Annotated in this window: 18 protein-coding genes and 1 other annotated feature; of the genes, 13 read left to right on the plus strand and 5 right to left on the minus strand. The window is 32.1% G+C overall.

The features are described 5' to 3' along the window. The first annotated feature begins 91 nt into the window (after positions 1-91). The 4 genes from ACWJKS_RS14030 to ACWJKS_RS14045 all read left to right on the plus strand — a co-directional run bounded on the left by ACWJKS_RS14030 (position 92) and on the right by ACWJKS_RS14045 (position 7,036). Entirely contained in the window at positions 92-1,585 is a 1,494-nt protein-coding gene (locus ACWJKS_RS14030; protein WP_462959674.1) for a hypothetical protein, read from the plus strand. A gap of 323 nt (positions 1,586-1,908) precedes the next feature. After that, positions 1,909-3,402, plus strand: coding sequence for a hypothetical protein (locus ACWJKS_RS14035; protein WP_462959674.1), 1,494 nt, complete (start codon positions 1,909-1,911; stop codon positions 3,400-3,402). A gap of 323 nt (positions 3,403-3,725) precedes the next feature. Then, the gene (locus ACWJKS_RS14040) at positions 3,726-5,219 is read left to right on the plus strand and encodes a hypothetical protein (RefSeq protein ID WP_462959674.1); all 1,494 of its coding nucleotides are present in this window, start codon (positions 3,726-3,728) and stop codon (positions 5,217-5,219) included. 323 nt (positions 5,220-5,542) lie between these two features. Next, the gene (locus ACWJKS_RS14045; protein ID WP_462959674.1) at positions 5,543-7,036 is read left to right on the plus strand and encodes a hypothetical protein; all 1,494 of its coding nucleotides are present in this window, start codon (positions 5,543-5,545) and stop codon (positions 7,034-7,036) included. A gap of 1,005 nt (positions 7,037-8,041) precedes the next feature. Here ACWJKS_RS14045 and ACWJKS_RS14050 read toward each other — a convergent pair. After that, the gene (locus ACWJKS_RS14050) at positions 8,042-10,684 is read right to left on the minus strand and encodes a valine--tRNA ligase (protein WP_462959807.1); all 2,643 of its coding nucleotides are present in this window, start codon (positions 10,682-10,684) and stop codon (positions 8,042-8,044) included. Between the two features lie 83 nt (positions 10,685-10,767). Then, positions 10,768-10,993 (minus strand) — a binding site (T-box leader). Between the two features lie 173 nt (positions 10,994-11,166). Between ACWJKS_RS14050 and ACWJKS_RS14055 the strand changes: the two genes are divergently transcribed. The 6 genes from ACWJKS_RS14055 to ACWJKS_RS14080 all read left to right on the plus strand — a co-directional run bounded on the left by ACWJKS_RS14055 (position 11,167) and on the right by ACWJKS_RS14080 (position 15,900). Then, positions 11,167-12,189: an ABC transporter substrate-binding protein gene (locus ACWJKS_RS14055; protein WP_220287396.1), complete on the plus strand. Its 1,023-nt coding sequence runs from the start codon at positions 11,167-11,169 to the stop codon at positions 12,187-12,189. Between the two features lie 578 nt (positions 12,190-12,767). After that, entirely contained in the window at positions 12,768-13,361 is a 594-nt protein-coding gene (locus ACWJKS_RS14060) for a hypothetical protein (protein ID WP_462959808.1), read from the plus strand. A 107-nt stretch (positions 13,362-13,468) separates the two neighbouring features. After that, complete coding sequence (locus tag ACWJKS_RS14065) at positions 13,469-14,152, plus strand: helix-turn-helix domain-containing protein (RefSeq protein WP_258280590.1); 684 nt, start codon at positions 13,469-13,471, stop codon at positions 14,150-14,152. Then, positions 14,146-15,045 (plus strand): IS3 family transposase, encoded by a 900-nt coding sequence (locus tag ACWJKS_RS14070; RefSeq protein ID WP_258280758.1) that lies wholly within the window; start codon positions 14,146-14,148, stop codon positions 15,043-15,045. Before ACWJKS_RS14065 ends, ACWJKS_RS14070 begins: the two co-directional genes overlap by 7 nt. Positions 15,046-15,289: 244 nt before the next feature. Beyond that, complete coding sequence (locus tag ACWJKS_RS14075; RefSeq protein WP_216302022.1) at positions 15,290-15,502, plus strand: helix-turn-helix transcriptional regulator; 213 nt, start codon at positions 15,290-15,292, stop codon at positions 15,500-15,502. A 2-nt stretch (positions 15,503-15,504) separates the two neighbouring features. Beyond that, complete coding sequence (locus ACWJKS_RS14080; protein ID WP_462952812.1) at positions 15,505-15,900, plus strand: hypothetical protein; 396 nt, start codon at positions 15,505-15,507, stop codon at positions 15,898-15,900. A gap of 292 nt (positions 15,901-16,192) precedes the next feature. Here the strand turns inward: ACWJKS_RS14080 and ACWJKS_RS14085 are convergent, their stop codons facing one another. From ACWJKS_RS14085 to ACWJKS_RS14100, 4 genes are all read right to left on the minus strand, one after another. After that, entirely contained in the window at positions 16,193-16,660 is a 468-nt protein-coding gene (locus tag ACWJKS_RS14085) for a hypothetical protein (RefSeq protein WP_462959809.1), read from the minus strand. 1 nt (position 16,661) lies between these two features. Next, on the minus strand, positions 16,662-16,952 hold the full coding sequence (locus tag ACWJKS_RS14090) for a hypothetical protein (protein WP_258875977.1): 291 nt from the start codon (positions 16,950-16,952) through the stop codon (positions 16,662-16,664). A gap of 129 nt (positions 16,953-17,081) precedes the next feature. Next, on the minus strand, positions 17,082-17,264 hold the full coding sequence (locus tag ACWJKS_RS14095) for a hypothetical protein (protein WP_216302018.1): 183 nt from the start codon (positions 17,262-17,264) through the stop codon (positions 17,082-17,084). Positions 17,265-17,815: 551 nt separating this feature from the next. Next, complete coding sequence (locus ACWJKS_RS14100; protein WP_462959810.1) at positions 17,816-22,096, minus strand: acyl-CoA dehydratase activase-related protein; 4,281 nt, start codon at positions 22,094-22,096, stop codon at positions 17,816-17,818. Positions 22,097-22,723: 627 nt separating this feature from the next. On the opposite strand from ACWJKS_RS14100, the gene ACWJKS_RS14105 reads away from it, so the two are divergent. The 3 genes from ACWJKS_RS14105 (at position 22,724) to ACWJKS_RS14115 (ending at position 24,700) form a co-directional block, all read left to right on the plus strand. After that, entirely contained in the window at positions 22,724-23,467 is a 744-nt protein-coding gene (locus tag ACWJKS_RS14105) for an ABC transporter ATP-binding protein (protein WP_462961081.1), read from the plus strand. Next, positions 23,451-24,251 (plus strand): ABC transporter permease, encoded by an 801-nt coding sequence (locus ACWJKS_RS14110; protein WP_216302015.1) that lies wholly within the window; start codon positions 23,451-23,453, stop codon positions 24,249-24,251. Before ACWJKS_RS14105 ends, ACWJKS_RS14110 begins: the two co-directional genes overlap by 17 nt. Positions 24,252-24,343: 92 nt before the next feature. Beyond that, positions 24,344-24,700: a tetratricopeptide repeat protein gene (locus ACWJKS_RS14115; protein ID WP_216302014.1), complete on the plus strand. Its 357-nt coding sequence runs from the start codon at positions 24,344-24,346 to the stop codon at positions 24,698-24,700. Positions 24,701-24,719: the final 19 nt, after the last annotated feature.

A 24,719-nucleotide genomic window follows, 5' to 3' on the forward strand; every position in this document is an offset into this window, starting at 1 on the left:
TCCCCCACTTTTTTTGCATAAAACACTTGACAAGCCTGTAAAATTTTGCGGTCCTCCTCTTAAAGACATGTTTTAATAGGAGGATTATTTTATGCTTAAAAATTGGAGCTCTCATGCTGATTATCAGCAATTTATTATTTTAAATCTCTCATGTTTCTACAAAGCTTTTCCTAAAAAAATTATAGAACTTGAACCTTCTATCTCTAAGTTGTATTGCTTAGACTTAGATATTCTTAGAGAGATATTAAAACCTTATTATTCTAATATTGGTAGACCTGCAACTCTTCAACCTGAGATATTTCGTTCATTTTCTTTAATGCTTTTTCAAAAGGAAACAAGCATTACCAACTGGGTTAAAAAGATTCATGCCTGTGAGTTACTTGCAACCTGTATAGGCTGCACTAAAAATAATGTCCCATCACTTGGTGCTCATTATGATTTTATCTCTAGATTATGGCTTTCAAATCTGTCTACCGACAGGGTAAACCTAAAAAAAATATATTCGTATAAGAAGAAACCCTCTAAAATTAAGGCACCCGGGAAAAATAAAAAGCTTCCTAATAAAAAAACTGGTGTTGTTAAGAGAATTTCAGATTTTTTTGAAGCTGGTCGCTCATTTTCCCTAAGAGCCGAAAGGCTGCTTCAAAAAATATTCTCATTAGTTGCTGTAGAACCCTCTTTTAATCTTAACTTAATAGAAAAAGATAACCTTACAGTTGGCGGCGATGGTACTTGTGTTCACTGTAAGTCTTCTTACTATGGTTCTAAAGTTTGTGACTGCCGTGAAAATGGAATTTACGATTGCAAATGCCCTCGTAGACTTTCTGACATAAATGCTAATTGGGGTTGGGACAGCCATGAAAATCGTTGGTTTTATGGCTACACTCTCTATGCTTTATCTGTCTATAATAAAAAATATAAGATAGATCTACCTATTTATCTACGATTTGTAGAGGCAAGCAGACACGACAGTGTCACTGGAATAGTAGCATTAGCTGAATTTAGAGAACTGTTACCGCAGTTCACTATATCAAATTATGTTCTTGACTCAGCTAATGATAACTACCCTACATATGAATTATGTTCTAAATGGAACATTAATCCCTTTATTGATCTGAACTCCAAAAACAAAGGAAATTCAAAATATCCAGTTACTCTAGATATTAATGAAAAAGGATTTCCTATCTGTATTGGTGGCCATGAAATGGTCTATAACGGTTATGAAAAAAGTCGTTCACGCCTTAAATGGCGTTGCCCTTTAGTTTTAAAAAAGGTTGCTAGTTGCTCTTGCTGTGAACAGTGCTCACCTTCACCTTATGGGCGAGTAATCTACACTAAACCATCATGGGATTTGCGGTTGTTTACTCCTGTGCCTCGCGGCTCAAAACAATGGAAAACTATTTATAAAACTAGAACCTGCTCAGAACGTATAAACAATCGTATTCTAAATGATTATAAAATTCATACTTTACGAATACATGGTAAAAAACGTTATTCATTTATGACTATGATTGCTGGAATTAATATTCATCTAGATGCAAGACTTAAAGTTTCAGGTTTTAGTATTTTAAATTTATTAGAGTAGCTGTTTGACAATTAAGTACTTTTTTCTGAAAATTCCTGCATCGTGTAGGCTTGTTTGCTATACCTATTTTTATTCCTAACTGCTCTCTGAACATAAAATTTATAGCACTATAATGACTCTATACATAATTAAGTTTTACATATTAGTTTCCGTGACTACTCAAACAGAGCTTTCACGGAAACTCCTTAGCTCCTGTGATTACTCATTTTTAGTATCATTAATTTTTGTTGATTCCCCCACTTTTTTTGCATAAAACACTTGACAAGCCTGTAAAATTTTGCGGTCCTCCTCTTAAAGACATGTTTTAATAGGAGGATTATTTTATGCTTAAAAATTGGAGCTCTCATGCTGATTATCAGCAATTTATTATTTTAAATCTCTCATGTTTCTACAAAGCTTTTCCTAAAAAAATTATAGAACTTGAACCTTCTATCTCTAAGTTGTATTGCTTAGACTTAGATATTCTTAGAGAGATATTAAAACCTTATTATTCTAATATTGGTAGACCTGCAACTCTTCAACCTGAGATATTTCGTTCATTTTCTTTAATGCTTTTTCAAAAGGAAACAAGCATTACCAACTGGGTTAAAAAGATTCATGCCTGTGAGTTACTTGCAACCTGTATAGGCTGCACTAAAAATAATGTCCCATCACTTGGTGCTCATTATGATTTTATCTCTAGATTATGGCTTTCAAATCTGTCTACCGACAGGGTAAACCTAAAAAAAATATATTCGTATAAGAAGAAACCCTCTAAAATTAAGGCACCCGGGAAAAATAAAAAGCTTCCTAATAAAAAAACTGGTGTTGTTAAGAGAATTTCAGATTTTTTTGAAGCTGGTCGCTCATTTTCCCTAAGAGCCGAAAGGCTGCTTCAAAAAATATTCTCATTAGTTGCTGTAGAACCCTCTTTTAATCTTAACTTAATAGAAAAAGATAACCTTACAGTTGGCGGCGATGGTACTTGTGTTCACTGTAAGTCTTCTTACTATGGTTCTAAAGTTTGTGACTGCCGTGAAAATGGAATTTACGATTGCAAATGCCCTCGTAGACTTTCTGACATAAATGCTAATTGGGGTTGGGACAGCCATGAAAATCGTTGGTTTTATGGCTACACTCTCTATGCTTTATCTGTCTATAATAAAAAATATAAGATAGATCTACCTATTTATCTACGATTTGTAGAGGCAAGCAGACACGACAGTGTCACTGGAATAGTAGCATTAGCTGAATTTAGAGAACTGTTACCGCAGTTCACTATATCAAATTATGTTCTTGACTCAGCTAATGATAACTACCCTACATATGAATTATGTTCTAAATGGAACATTAATCCCTTTATTGATCTGAACTCCAAAAACAAAGGAAATTCAAAATATCCAGTTACTCTAGATATTAATGAAAAAGGATTTCCTATCTGTATTGGTGGCCATGAAATGGTCTATAACGGTTATGAAAAAAGTCGTTCACGCCTTAAATGGCGTTGCCCTTTAGTTTTAAAAAAGGTTGCTAGTTGCTCTTGCTGTGAACAGTGCTCACCTTCACCTTATGGGCGAGTAATCTACACTAAACCATCATGGGATTTGCGGTTGTTTACTCCTGTGCCTCGCGGCTCAAAACAATGGAAAACTATTTATAAAACTAGAACCTGCTCAGAACGTATAAACAATCGTATTCTAAATGATTATAAAATTCATACTTTACGAATACATGGTAAAAAACGTTATTCATTTATGACTATGATTGCTGGAATTAATATTCATCTAGATGCAAGACTTAAAGTTTCAGGTTTTAGTATTTTAAATTTATTAGAGTAGCTGTTTGACAATTAAGTACTTTTTTCTGAAAATTCCTGCATCGTGTAGGCTTGTTTGCTATACCTATTTTTATTCCTAACTGCTCTCTGAACATAAAAATTATAGCACTATAATGACTCTATACATAATTAAGTTTTACATATTAGTTTCCGTGACTACTCAAACAGAGCTTTCACGGAAACTCCTTAGATCCTGTGATTACTCATTTTTAGTATCATTAATTTTTGTTGATTCCCCCACTTTTTTTGCATAAAACACTTGACAAGCCTGTAAAATTTTGCGGTCCTCCTCTTAAAGACATGTTTTAATAGGAGGATTATTTTATGCTTAAAAATTGGAGCTCTCATGCTGATTATCAGCAATTTATTATTTTAAATCTCTCATGTTTCTACAAAGCTTTTCCTAAAAAAATTATAGAACTTGAACCTTCTATCTCTAAGTTGTATTGCTTAGACTTAGATATTCTTAGAGAGATATTAAAACCTTATTATTCTAATATTGGTAGACCTGCAACTCTTCAACCTGAGATATTTCGTTCATTTTCTTTAATGCTTTTTCAAAAGGAAACAAGCATTACCAACTGGGTTAAAAAGATTCATGCCTGTGAGTTACTTGCAACCTGTATAGGCTGCACTAAAAATAATGTCCCATCACTTGGTGCTCATTATGATTTTATCTCTAGATTATGGCTTTCAAATCTGTCTACCGACAGGGTAAACCTAAAAAAAATATATTCGTATAAGAAGAAACCCTCTAAAATTAAGGCACCCGGGAAAAATAAAAAGCTTCCTAATAAAAAAACTGGTGTTGTTAAGAGAATTTCAGATTTTTTTGAAGCTGGTCGCTCATTTTCCCTAAGAGCCGAAAGGCTGCTTCAAAAAATATTCTCATTAGTTGCTGTAGAACCCTCTTTTAATCTTAACTTAATAGAAAAAGATAACCTTACAGTTGGCGGCGATGGTACTTGTGTTCACTGTAAGTCTTCTTACTATGGTTCTAAAGTTTGTGACTGCCGTGAAAATGGAATTTACGATTGCAAATGCCCTCGTAGACTTTCTGACATAAATGCTAATTGGGGTTGGGACAGCCATGAAAATCGTTGGTTTTATGGCTACACTCTCTATGCTTTATCTGTCTATAATAAAAAATATAAGATAGATCTACCTATTTATCTACGATTTGTAGAGGCAAGCAGACACGACAGTGTCACTGGAATAGTAGCATTAGCTGAATTTAGAGAACTGTTACCGCAGTTCACTATATCAAATTATGTTCTTGACTCAGCTAATGATAACTACCCTACATATGAATTATGTTCTAAATGGAACATTAATCCCTTTATTGATCTGAACTCCAAAAACAAAGGAAATTCAAAATATCCAGTTACTCTAGATATTAATGAAAAAGGATTTCCTATCTGTATTGGTGGCCATGAAATGGTCTATAACGGTTATGAAAAAAGTCGTTCACGCCTTAAATGGCGTTGCCCTTTAGTTTTAAAAAAGGTTGCTAGTTGCTCTTGCTGTGAACAGTGCTCACCTTCACCTTATGGGCGAGTAATCTACACTAAACCATCATGGGATTTGCGGTTGTTTACTCCTGTGCCTCGCGGCTCAAAACAATGGAAAACTATTTATAAAACTAGAACCTGCTCAGAACGTATAAACAATCGTATTCTAAATGATTATAAAATTCATACTTTACGAATACATGGTAAAAAACGTTATTCATTTATGACTATGATTGCTGGAATTAATATTCATCTAGATGCAAGACTTAAAGTTTCAGGTTTTAGTATTTTAAATTTATTAGAGTAGCTGTTTGACAATTAAGTACTTTTTTCTGAAAATTCCTGCATCGTGTAGGCTTGTTTGCTATACCTATTTTTATTCCTAACTGCTCTCTGAACATAAAATTTATAGCACTATAATGACTCTATACATAATTAAGTTTTACATATTAGTTTCCGTGACTACTCAAACAGAGCTTTCACGGAAACTCCTTAGCTCCTGTGATTACTCATTTTTAGTATCATTAATTTTTGTTGATTCCCCCACTTTTTTTGCATAAAACACTTGACAAGCCTGTAAAATTTTGCGGTCCTCCTCTTAAAGACATGTTTTAATAGGAGGATTATTTTATGCTTAAAAATTGGAGCTCTCATGCTGATTATCAGCAATTTATTATTTTAAATCTCTCATGTTTCTACAAAGCTTTTCCTAAAAAAATTATAGAACTTGAACCTTCTATCTCTAAGTTGTATTGCTTAGACTTAGATATTCTTAGAGAGATATTAAAACCTTATTATTCTAATATTGGTAGACCTGCAACTCTTCAACCTGAGATATTTCGTTCATTTTCTTTAATGCTTTTTCAAAAGGAAACAAGCATTACCAACTGGGTTAAAAAGATTCATGCCTGTGAGTTACTTGCAACCTGTATAGGCTGCACTAAAAATAATGTCCCATCACTTGGTGCTCATTATGATTTTATCTCTAGATTATGGCTTTCAAATCTGTCTACCGACAGGGTAAACCTAAAAAAAATATATTCGTATAAGAAGAAACCCTCTAAAATTAAGGCACCCGGGAAAAATAAAAAGCTTCCTAATAAAAAAACTGGTGTTGTTAAGAGAATTTCAGATTTTTTTGAAGCTGGTCGCTCATTTTCCCTAAGAGCCGAAAGGCTGCTTCAAAAAATATTCTCATTAGTTGCTGTAGAACCCTCTTTTAATCTTAACTTAATAGAAAAAGATAACCTTACAGTTGGCGGCGATGGTACTTGTGTTCACTGTAAGTCTTCTTACTATGGTTCTAAAGTTTGTGACTGCCGTGAAAATGGAATTTACGATTGCAAATGCCCTCGTAGACTTTCTGACATAAATGCTAATTGGGGTTGGGACAGCCATGAAAATCGTTGGTTTTATGGCTACACTCTCTATGCTTTATCTGTCTATAATAAAAAATATAAGATAGATCTACCTATTTATCTACGATTTGTAGAGGCAAGCAGACACGACAGTGTCACTGGAATAGTAGCATTAGCTGAATTTAGAGAACTGTTACCGCAGTTCACTATATCAAATTATGTTCTTGACTCAGCTAATGATAACTACCCTACATATGAATTATGTTCTAAATGGAACATTAATCCCTTTATTGATCTGAACTCCAAAAACAAAGGAAATTCAAAATATCCAGTTACTCTAGATATTAATGAAAAAGGATTTCCTATCTGTATTGGTGGCCATGAAATGGTCTATAACGGTTATGAAAAAAGTCGTTCACGCCTTAAATGGCGTTGCCCTTTAGTTTTAAAAAAGGTTGCTAGTTGCTCTTGCTGTGAACAGTGCTCACCTTCACCTTATGGGCGAGTAATCTACACTAAACCATCATGGGATTTGCGGTTGTTTACTCCTGTGCCTCGCGGCTCAAAACAATGGAAAACTATTTATAAAACTAGAACCTGCTCAGAACGTATAAACAATCGTATTCTAAATGATTATAAAATTCATACTTTACGAATACATGGTAAAAAACGTTATTCATTTATGACTATGATTGCTGGAATTAATATTCATCTAGATGCAAGACTTAAAGTTTCAGGTTTTAGTATTTTAAATTTATTAGAGTAGCTGTTTGACAATTAAGTACTTTTTTCTGAAAATTCCTGCATCGTGTAGGCTTGTTTGCTATACCTATTTTTATTCCTAACTGCTCTCTGAACATAAAATTTATAGCACTATAATGACTCTATACATAATTAAGTTTTACATATTAGTTTCCGTGACTACTCAAACACTAATCTTGTTTTTTGAATTATAGCTTATTATCTTACCTTTATTAATTTTAAGAATACAAGATTATCTCGTTGTTGAAAGATTCGAAATTACTTACACTATTGAAGTTGCTCCGGATAAATATTTCATTTTAAAATATTTTCATGTAACTATTCCGTTATCAAATCATTTGATTTATCCGATTTTTTTTAACATGTCCATTTTACAACAATAAAATAATTAAATATATTATTCATATATCTTTTATATTCCTTCATATTTCATAGCCATCTTAACCTTTATAAATGCTGATTTGAAAAATATTCACAGTATTATTTTGCACTATCGTAGGTCCTCCCCTTTAATCTTATTTTAAGTATAATAATATTTTTCCAGAAGTCAATGTATTTTTTGTAAGTAAATCCATATATTATCCATATTTTATTTGTGATTCCTTCGTGTTTTTTATATATTTTGTATGTTTTGTAAAATACATTAGTATATATAACAGGTTTCATTATGAAAATAAATTCATAGTAATCTATATTTCTATTTATGAAAAAGGAATTAATAATAGAATTAAACTAATGAAATATATTTTTATATGTTTCATTTATTTTAATAGTTGGCCACCTCTAAATTAGATTCACCTTTTTTCACTTATCTTATAGTAGATCAAATTAGAGAATCTTTTCTCCTGTTCTTTATCAATACACCTTGCATAATTATTGGTATGCTGAACTCACACCATTCATTTTTTTCAATATTCCAACTTTTTATTTGTATGGTAAAAACAAAAAAAACTATAGAATAGACTTTTCAAGTGTCTATTCTATAGTTTATCTTGCTTTTTATTAAAGATTATTTCAAGTTTTCTATACTTTTAATTACTAAATCATACATTTCTTTATATTTTTCGCCCTTAGCTTTTTCCTCATCAACCACTTCAATTGGAGCTTTAGCTGTGAATCTTTCATTACAAAGCTTTTTCTCTACTCTATCTATTTCTTTTTTTAGTTTTTCTTTTTCTTTATTTAATCTTTCTAATTCTTTTTCTAAGTCTACAAGCTCAAGTAATGGCATATATACCTGCGCGCCCTTAGTTACTACTGTAACTACATTTTCTGGTGCTTCGGCTTTTGTAGCTAGAAACTTAACCTCACTAGCTGATGCAAGTTTTTGAAAATAAACCATACCTTCCTCAAATGCTTCTTTTGCCTCTGTAGCATATATAAATACTTTAGCTTTTCTTGAAGGTGCTACATTCATATCCGATCTAGCATTTCTTACGTCTTTTATCGCTTCTATGATATAATTCATATTTTCCTGCGCTTTTTCATCTTTAAGAGCATCGTCATACTCTGGCCACTTAGAAATCGTTATAGATTCATACTCATTATCTAAGTGAGTATAAATTTCTTCTGTTATAAATGGCATAACAGGATGAAGTAATTTAAGCCCAGTTTTTAATACATTGTTTAATACATTTAATGCGATGCCTTTAGCCTCTCCATCTTCTGCGTATAATACTGGTTTAACAAGTTCAATATACCAATCACAGAATTCTGTCCACATGAAATCATGAGTCTTTTGAAGTGCTATCCCTATTTCATATTTCTCAATATTTTCTGTAACTTCTTTTATTACAGTGTTCATTCTTGATAATATCCATTTGTCTGCAACAGTGTAATTTTTATTATCTTTATATTTCTCCATTAATTCGCAATTATTGTTCATCATAACAAATCTAGAAGCATTCCAAATTTTATTAGCAAAGTTTCTAGCTGCTTCAACTCTTGACTCATAGAACCTTATATCACTGCCTGGAGAGTTTCCTGTTGCGAGCGAAAACCTTAACGCATCTGAACCATATTGGTCTATTACGTCTAATGGATCAATACCATTTCCCAGAGACTTAGACATTTTTCTTCCTTGATCATCTCTAACCATTCCATGTATTACTACTGTTTCAAATGGCACTTCCCCTAAATTATAAATCCCTGAAAAAATCATTCTTGCTACCCAGAAGAATATAATATCATATCCAGTTACTAAAACACTTGTTGGATAGAACTGTTTTAAATCCTCTGTGTTATTTGGAAAGCCAAGTGTTGAGAAAGGCCACAATGCTGAACTAAACCAAGTATCAAGCACATCTTTATCTTGATTAAGATTTGTACTATTACATTTACTGCAACTTGTTGGCGCATTAACTGTAACTATAATTTCCCCACAATCTTTGCAATACCATACTGGTATTCTATGTCCCCACCATAACTGTCTTGATATACACCAATCTTGAATATTCTCCATCCAATTGAAGTATGTTTTTTCAAATCTTTCAGGAACAAATTTAGTTTTATTTTCCCGTACAGCCTCTATAGCTGGTTTTGCAAGTGATTTCATTTTAACATACCATTGTTTTGATAACATTGGTTCTACAGTGGTTTTACACCTATCATGAGTACCTACATTATGAGCGTGGTCTTTTATTTTAACAAGTAGTCCTGCATTATGTAAATCTTCTACCAGGACCTTTCTTGCGTCATATTTATCAAGACCTGAATATTTTCCATAACCCTCGCATATAGCTGCATTTTCATCCAAAACCACTATTTCTGGAAGATTATGTCTTTTTCCTACTTGGTAATCATTAGGATCATGTGCTGGAGTAATTTTAACTGCGCCTGTTCCAAACTCTATATCAACATAATCATCTGCAATTATTGGTATTTCTCTATTTACTAGAGGTAGCATTATTTTTTTTCCTACTAAATGTGTATACCGTGGATCTTTAGGATTTACAGCTACCGCCGTATCTCCAAGCATAGTTTCCGGCCTCGTGGTAGCTATTTCTAAAAACTCATCGCTACCTATTATTGGATATTTAACATGCCAGAAGTGCCCCTCTTGTTCTTCAAACTCTATTTCAGCATCTGAAATTGCCGTCATGCATTTTGGGCACCAATTTGTTATCCTATTGCCTTGGTATATTAGTCCATCCTTATATAATTTAACGAAAACTTCTCTTACTGCATGGTTTAAGTTTTCATCCATGGTAAAGCTTTCCCTAGTAAAATCAACAGAACATCCCATTTTCTTTATTTGTCCTCTTATTTTTTCTCTATATTCATTAGTCCACTCCCAAACTTTTTCAAGGAAGGCTTCTCTTCCCATTTCTTTTTTCTTAAGCCCTTTTTTTAAAAGTTCATTTTCAACCTTTACTTCTGTTGCAATACTAGCATGGTCCTCACCAGGAAGCCACAAGGTATTGTACCCTTGCATTCTTTTAGTTCTTATTAGAATATCTTGAAGAGTATTATCAAGAGCATGCCCTAAATGTAATTTTCCTGTAATGTTTGGTGGGGGCATTACTATTGTAAATGGTTTTTTATCTTTATCAACGGTTGGAGTAAAAAATCCTTTTTCTTCCCACCATGCGTAAAGTCGTTCTTCAAACTCTTTTGGATCATAATTCTTAGCAATATTATTATTTTCTTCCATTATTAACTCCTCCTAAACAATAATTAGTATGTCAATTTATTTTAGCAATAAATTTCAAACAATAAAAAAAGAGCCTTCGTCTATAAAAGGACGAAAAGCTCGCGGTACCACCTTTTTTCCTACAATTTTGCAGGCTCTTTAAAATTTAACGATTAAGAAAACCGTCTTTGCCATCTACTCATAATTACATGAATTGGCAAAGAAGCTCCGAAGCTACCTTCAAGGTTTTTCATATAGAAGATCTTACAGCCTCTGGATCTTCCTCTCTTAATATTATTTTCCCCTACTCCTCTTCATCTACGCTTTTGAATGTTTTATGAAATTATTATCTAGTTGTTCAATTATTATTCACTTGTCTTTCATTTATTGTATACCTCTTAATTTACATATGTCAAGGTATTTCATTTTTGAATTTAAAATGTCACATCTACACGCTCTTTCATATTATATAATTATAGCAACTATATAATATGGAGGTATCTATGAAGCTTAAAAAAATTTCGATTTTTTCCCTGTTTCTTTCTTTCGCCTTGATAACCACCTTATTTTCCGGCTGTAAAAAGAAACCTAGTGATGCTTTAGTAAAAGTAAAATTAAGTGAAGTAGTTCGTTCTATTTTCTATGCCCCTATGTATGCAGCTATTTCTCAAGGCTTCTTTAAAGAAGAGGGTATTGAAATCAACCTTTCAACTGGGCAAGGAGCGGACAAAACTATGCAGCAGGTATTAAGCAAATCTGTAGATATAGGTTTCTGTGGACCTGAGCAAGTTATTTACATCTATAATCAACACCGAGAAGACTATCCTGTTATTTTTGCACAATTAACACAAAAAGATGGATCTTTCTTAGTAGGCAGAAATGCTGAAGCGAATTTCAAATGGGAATCCTTAAAGGGTAAAACTGTAATAGGAGGAAGACCTGGCGGCGTACCTGAAATGGCTTTTGAGTATGTCTTAAAAAATCATGGTATTAAACCAGTTATTGATATAAATCTTGTTACAAACCTCGCTTTCACAGCTACGTCCGGTGCTTTCAAGGGCGGAGCAGGTAATTATGTTACTCTTTTTGAACCTAGTGCTAGTATGATGAAAAAAGATAATTCTGGACATATTGTAGCCTCCATCGGAGCGTCCGCTGGAACCATACCTTATACATGTTTTTTTTCCACAAAATCTTATATAGAAAAAAATCCAGAAATGGTTCAAAAATTCACTAATGCAATATATAAAGGTCAAAAATGGGTAAGTAGTCATTCCGATAAAGAAGTAATGACTTCAATTAAATCTTATTTCCCTGGCGCAGATGAGGCTGTTCTTACTTCATCCATTAAAAACTATAGAGATATAAATGCTTTTGCGCCGAACCCAATATTAAAATCAGATGACTTAACAAAGCTTATGGATATAATACAATCTTATAACGCAGCGTTAATTCCCGAAAGACCATCTTTTAATAAAATCGTCAACAATTCCTTTAGCGACAAAGCCGTAAAAGACTTAAAATAAAAAGTAAAAAAGTATACATTACTATTAATGCATTCACTTCGCTAAGAACTACTAATTTTATTTTTAATTAATTTGCTAAAAAACATAAACTCGCTGTCGCTCAAACATATGTTTTTCTGAGCGTTTCTTAATTAAAAATAAAATAAGGGGTTCTAAAGCTAGTTTCAATGCATTATACGTAATATATACTTTTTTTTGCGCATAAAAATATTTGTTATTTATTTTAGTATACCCTATTATGCAACTACCCCAATATGTGTCTAAGATGAATGGCATATAAAGAAACTATTACTTCTCTATAATCGCCCCAAAAGTCTTTTAGCCGGTGGGCTGCAGATGTGGTACATATCCTTTGAATTTAATATTCGTAAAACAAGAATTTCTAAATGAAAACTCAACCTCAATTATCAACTCTCAACTATAAAAAAGGCTATGTTTAAATTTAATGTTAATAATTAACATTTTATGAATATTCGGATATAATAAGACTATATGAAGGATTACGGAGGTTTTATTATGGCAAGTTTAACGGCAAGCAATTTATATATAATAAAGGGGGAATAATCCTGAAAAAAATAATGAAATTATTCAGTCTACTATTTTTAATAACTATAGCTTTTACTGGATGTAAAAGTTCAGATGAAAACAATGCACAAAAAGTTGCTCAAGAACTTGGAAGAAATCTCTACACAGTAAATACAGAAAAAGTTGCTGAGTATAAGAAACTTCTTAGGGAAGGTAAAAAAATGGATATAGCAAGTGGAAATCCCACAAATACTGATGGAGTTATACCACATACACAGGAATATATCAAAATTATACAGTCCCTTGATAAAAATTTACTACCTTTAATGACAGCAAAGGGGTATGAAACTATTGCGGGACATTACAATATTGTGGCTACAAAGTTCTGTAATGATAATAATTATACTTTACATGTTACAGACTTTATCTTAGATAAAAATTTGTATGGTGAGAAAGAAGATAAAGCTGGATATTATTATGAAGCTAAATTGAAGTTTATTTCTACTAATGGGAAGTCTGAACGAACTGATACAGCAAAAGGATATATAGGGCTTTTAAACGAAAATGGTAAGTGGAAGGTATTTGTTTACAAATCAGAAGCAGACCCAAAATTGTATATTGAGCTAATGAAAAAAATTAAAGGATAAATGATAATATTAATATATAAATTAAGGGAAGTCCCAAATGATATGCTCCCCTTATGGTAGACAGTTAAAATAATAAAACTGTTTACTATAAGGAGGGCTATTTTTTTATGGGAAGAAAATCAACTATATCAGACCAACAAAAAATTAAGGCTGTAACATCATATTTAAATGGAAAAGCTAGTATGTTAAGTTTATGCAACAAACTTCAAGTACATAAGAGTTCTTTTCAAAAATGGGTAATACGATATAAATCAGAAGGTGAAGCTGGGTTAAAACATTCTAGCAAAAATACTTCTTATACTGCCAAAATCAAGATTAACATTGTAAAAGAATATCTTGATGGGCATGGCTCACTGAATGATTTATGCATTAAGTATCATATTTCGTCAAATACAGTTTTATGCAATTGGATAAAGAAGTATAATGGTCATGAAAACATAAAATCTTCTGGAACAGGAGGAAAAATAATCATGACCAAAGGACGCAAAACTTCTTATATTGAACGCATTGAAATCATAAAGTACTGTATTGAAAACAATAACAGTTATAATAAAACTGTTGAAAAATATAAGGTATCTTATCCTCAGATTTATACCTGGATGAAGAAGTATAATCAGTTTGGTATTGAAGGGCTTTTGGACCGACGTGGAAAGCCAAAGGCTGAAGAGTTAATGACAGAAGATGAAAAGCTAAAAGCTCAATACAAGCTTTTAGAAGCACAAAATAGAAGATTACGGATGGAGAATGCTCTTCTAAAAAAAATCCAAGAGATAGAAAGAAGGCGATATTAAGCGAAGCTAGATACGAAGATACTTATCTTGCAATCCAAGAATTATCTAACAAAGATAAATTTCCTATAACTGAGTTGTGCATTATAGGCGGCGTTAGCCATTCTGCATATTATAAATGGCTACACAGAGAAAAAAGTAACCGAGTATTGAAAAACGAAGAATTATTAAAGCTTATTTGTGAGTTATATGAGGAAAAAGACGGTATCTTAGGCTATCGCCAGATGACGATTAAAATCCGTAGAGAATATAATAAAAAAGTTAATTATAAACGAATTTATCGTCTGATGCAGATATTAGGATTAAAATCCGTATGCAGAAAAAAAAGATATAATTATATTAAGTCAACTCCTGAAGTTACTGCAGAAAATATTTTGGATAGAAATTTTAAAGCAGAACAAGTCAATAAAAAATGGCTTACAGATGTAACCGAGTTTAAATATGGGAGAAGTGGACAAAAGGCTTATCTAAGTGCAATATTTGATTTAGGTGATAGAAGTATTGTTTCATATGTCATTGGTCATTCTAATAATAACCAATTGGTTTATCAAACCTTTAATCTTGCTGTTAAAGTATACCCTGATGCTAAACCAATATTTCATAGTGACCGAGGTTTCCAGTATACTTCAAAAATATTTAAAGAAAAACTAAAAAAAGCTGGAATGATACAGAGCATGTCGAGGGTTGGGCATTGTATTGATAATGGTCCAATGGAAGGATTTTGGGGAATCTTAAAAACAGAAATGTATTATCTTCATAAATTTGAAGACTATGAAAGCTTAAAGAAATCGATTGAAGACTATATAGAATATTATAATAATAGACGTTATCAAAAACGTTTAAAGTGCATGACACCAATGGAATATCAGCGATATCTATTAGGTAATGCAGCATAAATAAAGCGCCTACCAAATGATAGACGCCTTACATAAAATCTTTAATTATTTCCACTGTCTACTTGACAGGGGGCAGTTCACAAATAAAATGGCTTCCCTTTTGAATTGTTATTTTAATATACCCTATTATACCATTTTTCTAAGATATAGAGATATATTTAGTGTAAATATATCTTTACACTCAGTAATATTTTCTTTATAATATAAGTAAAGATATCTTTACTTATTGATTGGAGGGCTACAAATGAGGGTGATAAATCATATTCGTGAAATTCGTCAAGAAAAGATGATAACACAAGTTAAAATGGCAGAAGATTTACAAGTTACGAGGCAAACTATAAATGCAATTGAGAAAAATAAATATAATCCCAGTTTGGAGTTAGCACTAAAATTAATACAGTATTTTGATGTGCCAATTGAGGAATTATTTTATTTAGGAAAATCAAAGGGGGAATAACTATGAAAAATAAAAAATTGCAAATCTTTGGTTGGGTGTTTATCATGTTATGTATGATGATAGGTGGTTTTTGGGTGTATATTTTTGGTGAAGACCCTATTGAATATGTTATGCCTATTATAGGTGGGTTAGCATTCGGAAATATCATAACTTTGATTTTATATAAGTGGAATAAAAAAAGAAATGGTAATATTCCAGATGCTGATGAACGAACTCTGCTACTTTTGAAACGTTATCTTATGATTGTACTTTACGTTGTTCTTTTGGGTAGTGGGGCTATTTTACTTATTCTATATTCAATGGGTGTTCATTCTATTGAAACTGGTATGTTGATCGTATATATGATGGTATTATATATATTAATTGGGGTTGGTGCTGTTATAACAAAATGGTTATAAATCAGATAATTAATTCATTCCATAAAAAAAGTTATCCACAAATAAGGTAAGTACGGTTGTTTTGCTAAAATTCAAAGGCCTATTTTAAAATTTAGGCCGGTTCTTCGTTTTCCATAATGTACCATTTATCTTTTTAACCGTAAATGTTATTTGTATATCTTTTGAACCACCTACAGATTTATTTTGCGAATCAAATATATAAACTGAATAAATCATTTTCACATAAACTATAAATCTATAAGTATACAATATAATAAACTATGATTTGAATAACTGAGGTTTTATTGTTATATTAATATGATGAATAATAATCTATATAAGTAATTATAGTATGTGCTATCCCAAAAATCGTTAGTGGTACAATAGCAAATAGATTGTGAAGCCATATTTCTGCTAAAATGAAATAAATTACAGGAAAAACAGCCATTGATATAATCATAATAAAATTAGTACCTATTGTAAAATATGCTATCCAAAATCCATAGTATGATAATAATATTATTAACATAAAAATTGTATATCCACATAATATTGGAGAAACTTTCTTACTGACCCCAAATATCAAAAGTGCAAAAAATATCGTTTGACTGCCATGCTCAATAATATCTAATAAGAGATGTTTATTGGTTACTACCGTCGAACCATTTGGATCCTTCAATATAAAAAAGAGAATATTCGATAGCATAGGTAATATAAAGACTATTAACCCTTTCCATGAGAATCCTATGTTATTTTGTAAAATCTCCATTACTTTATCCATATTATTCTCCCTTCTCCAAATGTTCTAAGATTTCCTTACTCCAATCAATATATAACTTTGCCTGACGTATGCCTAGATTTAATACATAAAGTATATGCTTATGATTATTATGTATTTCTATGTCTCTATTTAACTGCACATCAAACAAATTAAATAATTCCAACTTTTGTTCTGATTGTTCTTTAAACCGAATAATATGTTTTCGCATTTCCTCCACATTTTTCTCATTTGATAAAAACATTTTTAAAAGGAATTCACTTCTAGAAGTGTCTTTTTCATTATCTGCTTCCATCCATTGCCTTATCTCTTTTTCCCCTTCGGGAGTCACTTTATATCTAATGAGAAAATACTTGTTAAAATTAAGATTTAATACAATATAACTACACTTAGATATAGTTATAACAAAAACGCTATGATAAAATCATTGCGTTTTATTTGAATGGCACTCATCCTTATTTTCTAAAAATCCTCCTGCAATGCTTACTAGTTCATTCTCAAGATCTTTTTCAATTTGTGAATTATGCAAAAATATTACCTTAATAAAATTACTTCTTTCAAACTCTTCTTCCTCTTCTATTCTTTTTAATTCTGGAAAATCATCCAATGTTCATTTTCTTCTGAAATCTGCAATTAACATATAGGAAATAATTTCACCGTAAAAGTCATCTTTTAGCGTATATGCTTCAAAGTTATTTAATTTTATTGGTTTCATTTTTTCCTCCAAATAATAAATTATAATTCTACACAAAATGTATTATAAATCAGATAATTAATTCATTCCATAAAAAAAGAAGGTATTACCCCTCTCTTATATTCCATATTCTTTTATGTGTCTATATCAATAAATTCCATACTTTTTCATCATAATACATTGTGTGGAATATGATGATTTGAATATTTTTTCTTGGATTATGCTAACAAAAGTATATATTGCGTAAAATGCATTTGAACTAGCCTTAGTGATTCTTAATTTATTTTAATTACAGATGGGTGAAGAAAAATATATGTTTGAGCGTAAGCGAGTTTGTATTTTTTAGCAACTGTAAATAAAATAGATTTTAGAATTACTTCGCGATGTGAAATCACTTAGCAATATATACTTTTCGTTGTAGCATAATTTAAGAAAAAACTTGTAATTAACAATTCATTAGATTTTTAATCTGTTTTTTTATCACTAGCTACTTCTTGGTGCGCAATTTTAACTTCTTCCTCACTCTTAAGGTTTTTAAAAGCAATGGACATCATAAGCTTTATTCTATTAATTTGATTTACTTCACTTGCACCCGGGTCATAATCTATAGCGGTTATATTAGAGCCTGGATACCTCCGCTTTAATTCTTTAATCATTCCTTTACCTGTTACATGATTTGGAAGACAAGCAAAAGGTTGCATACACACTATGTTTCTTGTTCCACTTTCAATAAGCTCAACCATTTCAGCGGTGAGAAACCATCCTTCACCTGCTTGATTACCTAGTGATAAAATAGGTGCTGCTCCTTTCGCTAATTCCTGTATAGTTTTAGGTGCGTGAAATCTTTTACTACTTTCTAAAGCTGATTTCATACATTTTCTGAAACCTTCTATATATCGAATCGCTATGTTACTTAGTACTTTATCCGTCCTACTCTTACCCAAATACTTATATTTAAAGTCAGCATCATATGCACAGTATAAGAAAAAGTCCGTTAAATCCGGCATAACTGCCTCCCCACCTTCATTTTCAATAACATCTATAATGTTATTGTTAGCTGTAGGATGGAACTTAACTAAAATCTCTCCTACTAGGCCTATCTGAGGTTTCGAAATGTTTTTGATTTCTAAATTGTCAAAATCAGCTACTATAGAAGATATATTATTATTAAACTCGCGACTATTACCTTCTGTCACGGCTTCTTTGCATATTTTCACCCATTTTTCATAAAGTAAATTAGCTGAGCCTAGTATCTTCTCATAAGGTCTAACCTTGTATAGTACCCTCATAAACAAATCTCCGTACACTAAAGCCATTATCGATTTTTTAACCATTGGATATGTGAATTTTAAACCCGGATTTTTCTCAAGACCAGCAGCATTTAAGGATATTACTGGAACCTTTGGAAACCCTGCTTCCTTCAAGGCTTTCCTAAGGAATCCAATATAATTTGTAGCTCTACATCCTCCACAAGTTTGAGAAATTATAACGGAGGTATTATCTATTTCATATCTACCTGATTTTAAAGCAGCAATTATTTGTCCTACTACAATTATTGTTGGATAACAAGCGTCATTATTTACATATTTTAAGCCTTCATCTACAGCTTTAGTATCTACCGAAGGTAAAATTTCTAAATTGTATCCTGATGAATTAAAAGCTTCCTGTACAAATTGAAAATGCACCGGAGACATTTGCGGGCATAAAATCGTGTGATTTTTTCTCATTTCCTTGGTGAAAATAATTCTACTGTTGATTGCTTCAGTTTTACTCGGCAAAGTTCCGTTCTTGTCTCTTTCATCGAGGGCGGCTTTTAAGGATCTAATTCTAATTCTAGCAGCTCCCAAGTTATTTCCCTCATCAATTTTTAAGCTTGTATATATCTTGCCGCTATTTTCTAAAATTTCTCCAACTTGGTCCGTGGTAACTGCATCAAGTCCACACCCAAAAGAATTTAGCTGAATAAGCTCAATATTGGGCTCTTTTGCTACAAAACTCGCCGCTGCGTATAACCTAGAATGATATACCCATTGATCTACTATTTTTAAAGGTCTTTCAACAACACCTAGATGAGCCACTGAATCCTCTGTAAGCACGGGCATATCAAATCCCGTAATTAAACTTGGGATTCCATGATTAATTTCTGGGTCTATATGATAAGGTCTCCCTGCCAAAACAATACCCCTTTTTCCGGTCCTCCTAATATATTGTACGACTTCCGCACCTTTACTTTGAATATCCAATTTTACCTTTTCAGTTTCGATCCATGCCTTTTTAACCGCCATAGCAACTTCTCTTTTATCAATTCCAAAACTCGCTAGCTCACCCGCTAATCTATCAATTATTTTTTTCTTATTATCTAAAGAAATAAAAGGATTCAGGAACTTAATATCTCGTTCCTTCAAAATATCCATATTATTTTTTATTACCTCAGGATATGAAGTTACTATAGGACAGTTATAATGATTATCCGCGCCTGATTGCTCCTTTTTTTCATATGGAATACAAGGATAGAATATAGTGTCTACCCCCTTATTTATAAGACTCATTATATGCCCATGTGCTATTTTAGCCGGATAGCAAGCAGATTCTGAGGGAATAGTTGCAATTCCCATTTCATATACCTGTTTAGAAGATCTTTGGGATACTTCTACCCTGAATCCTAAATTGGTAAAGAAGGTAAACCAAAATGGATAATTTTCATATATGTTAAGTACTCTTGGAATGCCTATTACACCCCTAAATGCCTCTTCCTTCTTTAATGGAGTATAATCAAATATTCTTTTATACTTATAGTCATAGAGATTAGGAACCTCTTCTTTTTTACTGCTTTTTCCTAATGCTTTTTCACAGCGATTACCAGTTATAAATTCCCTTTCATTATCAAATTTATTAATTGTAAGAACGCATTGATTTGCGCATTGCTTGCATCTACCCATTGAAGTTTCTACATTAAAACTATCCAATTGTTCGAGTGATAACAATGTAGAAATTTGGCCTTTTACTGCTCTTTCCTTTGCAATAAGTGCGGCACCAAATGCACCCATTAGTCCTGCAATATCTGGTCTAACCGCCTCTCGTCCTGAAATAATTTCAAAAGCCCTAAGTACCGAATTGTTATAAAATGTTCCGCCTTGAACTATTATTTTCTTACCCATGTCCTTTGGGTCTCTTATCTTAATAACTTTAAGCAGTGCATTTTTTATTACCGAATAAGAAAGTCCTGATGATATACCCCCTATAGAGGCGCCTTCCTTCTGAGCCTGTTTAACCCTTGAATTCATAAACACAGTACATCTTGAACCTAAGTCCACTGGGCTTTTAGCAGACAAGGCTACATTTGCAAAATCTGATATTTGCATATCTAAAGAATTAGCAAAAGTTTCTATAAAAGAACCACAACCAGAAGAACATGCTTCATTTAGCATTATACTATCGATTACCCCATCTTTTATTTTTAAACACTTCATATCTTGCCCGCCAATGTCTAATATAAAGTCTACTCCTGGCAAAAAGAATTTTGCTGCCTTGTAATGAGCTATAGTTTCAATTTCTCCAATGTCCACTTTTAATGCAGCCATTATTAGCCTTTCACCATAACCTGTTACCGCTGAATTTTTGATGATTACTTCACTCGGTAAAATAGTGTATATATGTTTTAATATTTTACTAACTACGGTCAATGGATTGCCTTCATTACTTCCATAGTAAGAGTATAAAATTGCGCCTTCCTCATCTATAAGTGTAACTTTGGTAGTTGTAGATCCAGCATCTATTCCCAAAAAACAATTCCCCGTGTAATCCGCTAATTCTTTTCTTGCTGCCTTATATTCGCTCTGTCTTTTGTTAAATACTTGTAGCTCCGCATCATCTATAAATAAAGGCCTAAGTCTTCGAACATCGAGGCTCGATACTTCCTTTAACTTTGGAAGCTGCCTCTTTAGTTCTTCAAAAGAAATAATGCCCTCATTCTTTGATGACATAGCAGCCCCTAGCGCAACAAATAACTGAGAATCCTTAGGAAAAATAACTTGATCCTCTGAGAGCTTTAATGTCTCAATAAACCTTTGTCGTAGTTCAGACAAGAAATATAATGGCCCACCTAAAAATGCAACATTTCCCGTAATCGGTCTACCGCAAGCAAGTCCACTAATAGTTTGATTAACTACTGATTGAAAAACTGACACAGCAATATCTTCTTTCGCAGCACCTTCATTTAATAAGGGTTGAATATCAGTTTTAGCAAAAACTCCGCATCTAGCTGCAATTGGGTATATAGTTTTATACTTCTTTGCAAGTTCATTAAGTCCCGCTGCATCCGTTTGAAGCAGTGATGCCATCTGATCAATAAATGCGCCAGTACCACCAGCGCAAGTACCATTCATTCTTTGGTCTATTCCTCCATCAAAATATATAATCTTTGCATCTTCTCCACCTAGTTCAATAGCCACATTAGTTCTTGGGATAATATTTTCTATAGCATAAGTACTGGCAACTACTTCTTGAATAAATGTGATATTGAGCCATTTAGATAAGGCTAGTCCACCAGACCCCGTTACCACTATAGTTATATCGCATTCACTGAAATCATTATAAGCCTCATATAAAAGCTCGGCTATTGTACTTTTTATATCAGAAAAATGCCTTTGATACTTACTATATATTATTTTTTCTTGATTATTTAACACTACTATTTTAACAGTGGTAGATCCTACATCTAATCCAACATGTAATATTTTTTTCATAATTATCTTCTCTTTCCCCGCAAGTCTGGATTTATTTGTGTTTTTTGACCCTAATATCTTATTATATATGTTAATGCAGTTGGATTCAATCTCCATTTTTTTAAAATAACCTAATATTTCAGTAAATAGCCTATTTATTATATATCTTTATTCTTCAAAAACCGAATTTATTCCCTCTGCTACAGATACTTATAATATTTTTTCTATTAATTACATATCATTATTGATAAAATTTGTAATTATTAATTGTATTTGTATAATATTAAAACATAAGTATATAAAATTATAACTCAATAACCATAATATTTTCAACCTAATTTTTCTTTATTATAGTATGTACATCCCTATCTATTTATTATGGTATTTATATTCCTATTTATATAAGTGGGTGGCTTTCCTCCTGAAATATTGTTAATCATCATCTGCGATGCTGCAATATTAACGACTTCAGAAGGCGTTTTATATTTCTACTTAACTCTTATTTTTATTATAGATGTATATTCCTACTTAAGTAAGTGGGTGCCCCTTCTGAAATGTCGTTAACAATACATTATCTACCCTCATATACTAAACTATAACTCTCAAGGGGATGACAAAGTGATTAAAGTAGAAATTAATAATATATGCATGAATTATCACTCTTTAACTGCAGAAACTCCTGCTTTAAAGCATATCTCATTTAGTGTAGAAGAATGTCACTTTTTAAGTATTGTAGGCCCTTCTGGCTGTGGGAAATCTACGCTGTTAAATATAATAGCAGGCTTAATTACTCCGTCATATGGCGAAATAGTAATTAAAAGTCACGATAATAGCTCAAGCCTTTCAAAAATTGGATATATGTTTCAAAAGGATCAATTATTCGACTGGTTAACCATATGGGACAATGTACTTTTGGGTCTCAAAATTAACCACCGTATTACAGATGACAATAAGGAAATGGTAAAAAATATTTTAATAAGCTATAATCTCTGGGAATTTAGAAATCATCATCCTAGAGAATTATCCGGAGGCATGCGCCAAAGAGTTGCTTTAATTCGCACCCTAGCTTTAAGCCCCGAAGTCCTTCTTTTAGATGAGCCTTTCTCAGCTTTAGACTACCAAACTAGATTAAACATTAGTGATGAAGTTTATGAAATTATAAAAAAAGAAAAAAAGACTACTATAATGGTAACTCATGATATTTCTGAAGCTATCGCTATGTCAGATGAAATTATTATCCTTTCAAATCGACCTGCTGTAATCGTTAAAGAGATGAATATTGAATTTGGAGAAGATTTCCCTTGTCCTCTCAAGCGTCGAGAAGCTCCAAATTTCAGAGTTTACTTCAATGAAATTTGGAAGGAGTTGAATAGCAATGCTGATTCAAAGTGATGAGCAAAAGAATTATATCAAAAATGTAAAAAGAGAGAAATACACTATTATTTTCACAAGGATAATAATACTAATTGTTTTTTTTAGCCTTTGGGAAATAGCTGGCAGACTTAAATGGATTGATTCCTTTTTAACAAGCACACCGTCAAAAATGTATAATTCCTTTATACAAATATATAATGAAGGTACACTGCTAACTCATATATCAGTAACATGTTTTGAAACAATAACAGGTTTTTTACTTGGAACCATATTAGGGGCCTTAATTGCAGTCTTATTGTGGTGGTCCGATTTTGTTTCAAAAGTTTTGGATCCATACTTAATAGTATTAAATGCCTTGCCTAAAGTAGCTCTTGCACCTATTATTATATTTTGGGTAGGCAACGGGGTAAAGGCAATAATAGTAATCGCGCTTTTAATATCAATAGTTGTAACCATAATTAGCATACTAAGCGGTTTTAGAGAAGTGGATGAAGATAAAATTAAACTTTTAAAAACCTTCGGAGCTTCTAAATACCAAATATTAATTAATCTAATTATTCCTTCATCTATTGGAGCTTTTATTTCTGCACTTAAGATCAATGTAGGCCTCTCATGGGTGGGCGTAATTATGGGTGAGTTCTTAGTGGCTAAAGAAGGTTTAGGATTTTTAATAATCTATGGTGGTCAAGTTTCCCAACTAGATATGGTAATGATGAGCATAGTAATACTTTCTATCTTAGCTTATCTTATGTATGAAATGGTTGCACTTTTCGAAAAAAAAGTGGTTAATAAAAACAAATAAAATTCCACTTAAATGAATACATTTTAAAACCCTTGGACAGTATTTAGAATAACAAATTTATAATTCTTCGGAGAATTACAAGGAGGATAATAATGGAATACTTTCAAAAAGCTAACGAAATATACAATACTAAAGATTATAATAGAGCAATAATTCTCTATAAAAAATCCGCAGAAATGAAAGATAATGAGGCTGGTTCACTTTATAATACCGCAGTATGTTTTATTCACTTAAAAAAATACGAAAAGGCAATACCTTTATTGCATGCTGCTATAAGCCTGCGCCGTGAAAGCAAATATTTTTTCAACTTAGCTTACTGCTATGCTATGTGTGTTAACAAGCAAAAAGCATTATATTATTTCAATACAGCTTGGTCATTAAATAATGAAGATACAGATTGCGAAAAAGCCATTAATTTATTATTAAAAAGCTATAGAATAGCTCCCTAAAACTTAGGGAGCTATTCTC

Source organism: Clostridium sp. CM038 (assembly GCF_055081105.1).

Bases quoted from the DNA above. Each gene is read 5' to 3' on its own strand.
- ACWJKS_RS14040 (WP_462959674.1), top strand. From the start codon at position 3,726: ATGCTTAAAAATTGGAGCTCTCATGCTGATTATCAGCAATTTATTATT.
- ACWJKS_RS14085 (WP_462959809.1), bottom strand. From the start codon at position 16,660: ATGGATAAAGTAATGGAGATTTTACAAAATAACATAGGATTCTCATGG.
- ACWJKS_RS14080 (WP_462952812.1), top strand. From the start codon at position 15,505: ATGAAAAATAAAAAATTGCAAATCTTTGGTTGGGTGTTTATCATGTTA.
- ACWJKS_RS14110 (WP_216302015.1), top strand. From the start codon at position 23,451: ATGCTGATTCAAAGTGATGAGCAAAAGAATTATATCAAAAATGTAAAA.
- ACWJKS_RS14115 (WP_216302014.1), top strand. From the start codon at position 24,344: ATGGAATACTTTCAAAAAGCTAACGAAATATACAATACTAAAGATTAT.
- ACWJKS_RS14050 (WP_462959807.1), bottom strand. From the start codon at position 10,684: ATGGAAGAAAATAATAATATTGCTAAGAATTATGATCCAAAAGAGTTT.
- ACWJKS_RS14090 (WP_258875977.1), bottom strand. From the start codon at position 16,952: ATGGAAGCAGATAATGAAAAAGACACTTCTAGAAGTGAATTCCTTTTA.
- ACWJKS_RS14060 (WP_462959808.1), top strand. From the start codon at position 12,768: ATGAAATTATTCAGTCTACTATTTTTAATAACTATAGCTTTTACTGGA.
- ACWJKS_RS14105 (WP_462961081.1), top strand. From the start codon at position 22,724: ATGAATTATCACTCTTTAACTGCAGAAACTCCTGCTTTAAAGCATATC.
- ACWJKS_RS14065 (WP_258280590.1), top strand. From the start codon at position 13,469: ATGGGAAGAAAATCAACTATATCAGACCAACAAAAAATTAAGGCTGTA.
- ACWJKS_RS14075 (WP_216302022.1), top strand. From the start codon at position 15,290: ATGAGGGTGATAAATCATATTCGTGAAATTCGTCAAGAAAAGATGATA.
- ACWJKS_RS14045 (WP_462959674.1), top strand. From the start codon at position 5,543: ATGCTTAAAAATTGGAGCTCTCATGCTGATTATCAGCAATTTATTATT.
- ACWJKS_RS14100 (WP_462959810.1), bottom strand. From the start codon at position 22,096: ATGAAAAAAATATTACATGTTGGATTAGATGTAGGATCTACCACTGTT.
- ACWJKS_RS14030 (WP_462959674.1), top strand. From the start codon at position 92: ATGCTTAAAAATTGGAGCTCTCATGCTGATTATCAGCAATTTATTATT.
- ACWJKS_RS14055 (WP_220287396.1), top strand. From the start codon at position 11,167: ATGAAGCTTAAAAAAATTTCGATTTTTTCCCTGTTTCTTTCTTTCGCC.
- ACWJKS_RS14035 (WP_462959674.1), top strand. From the start codon at position 1,909: ATGCTTAAAAATTGGAGCTCTCATGCTGATTATCAGCAATTTATTATT.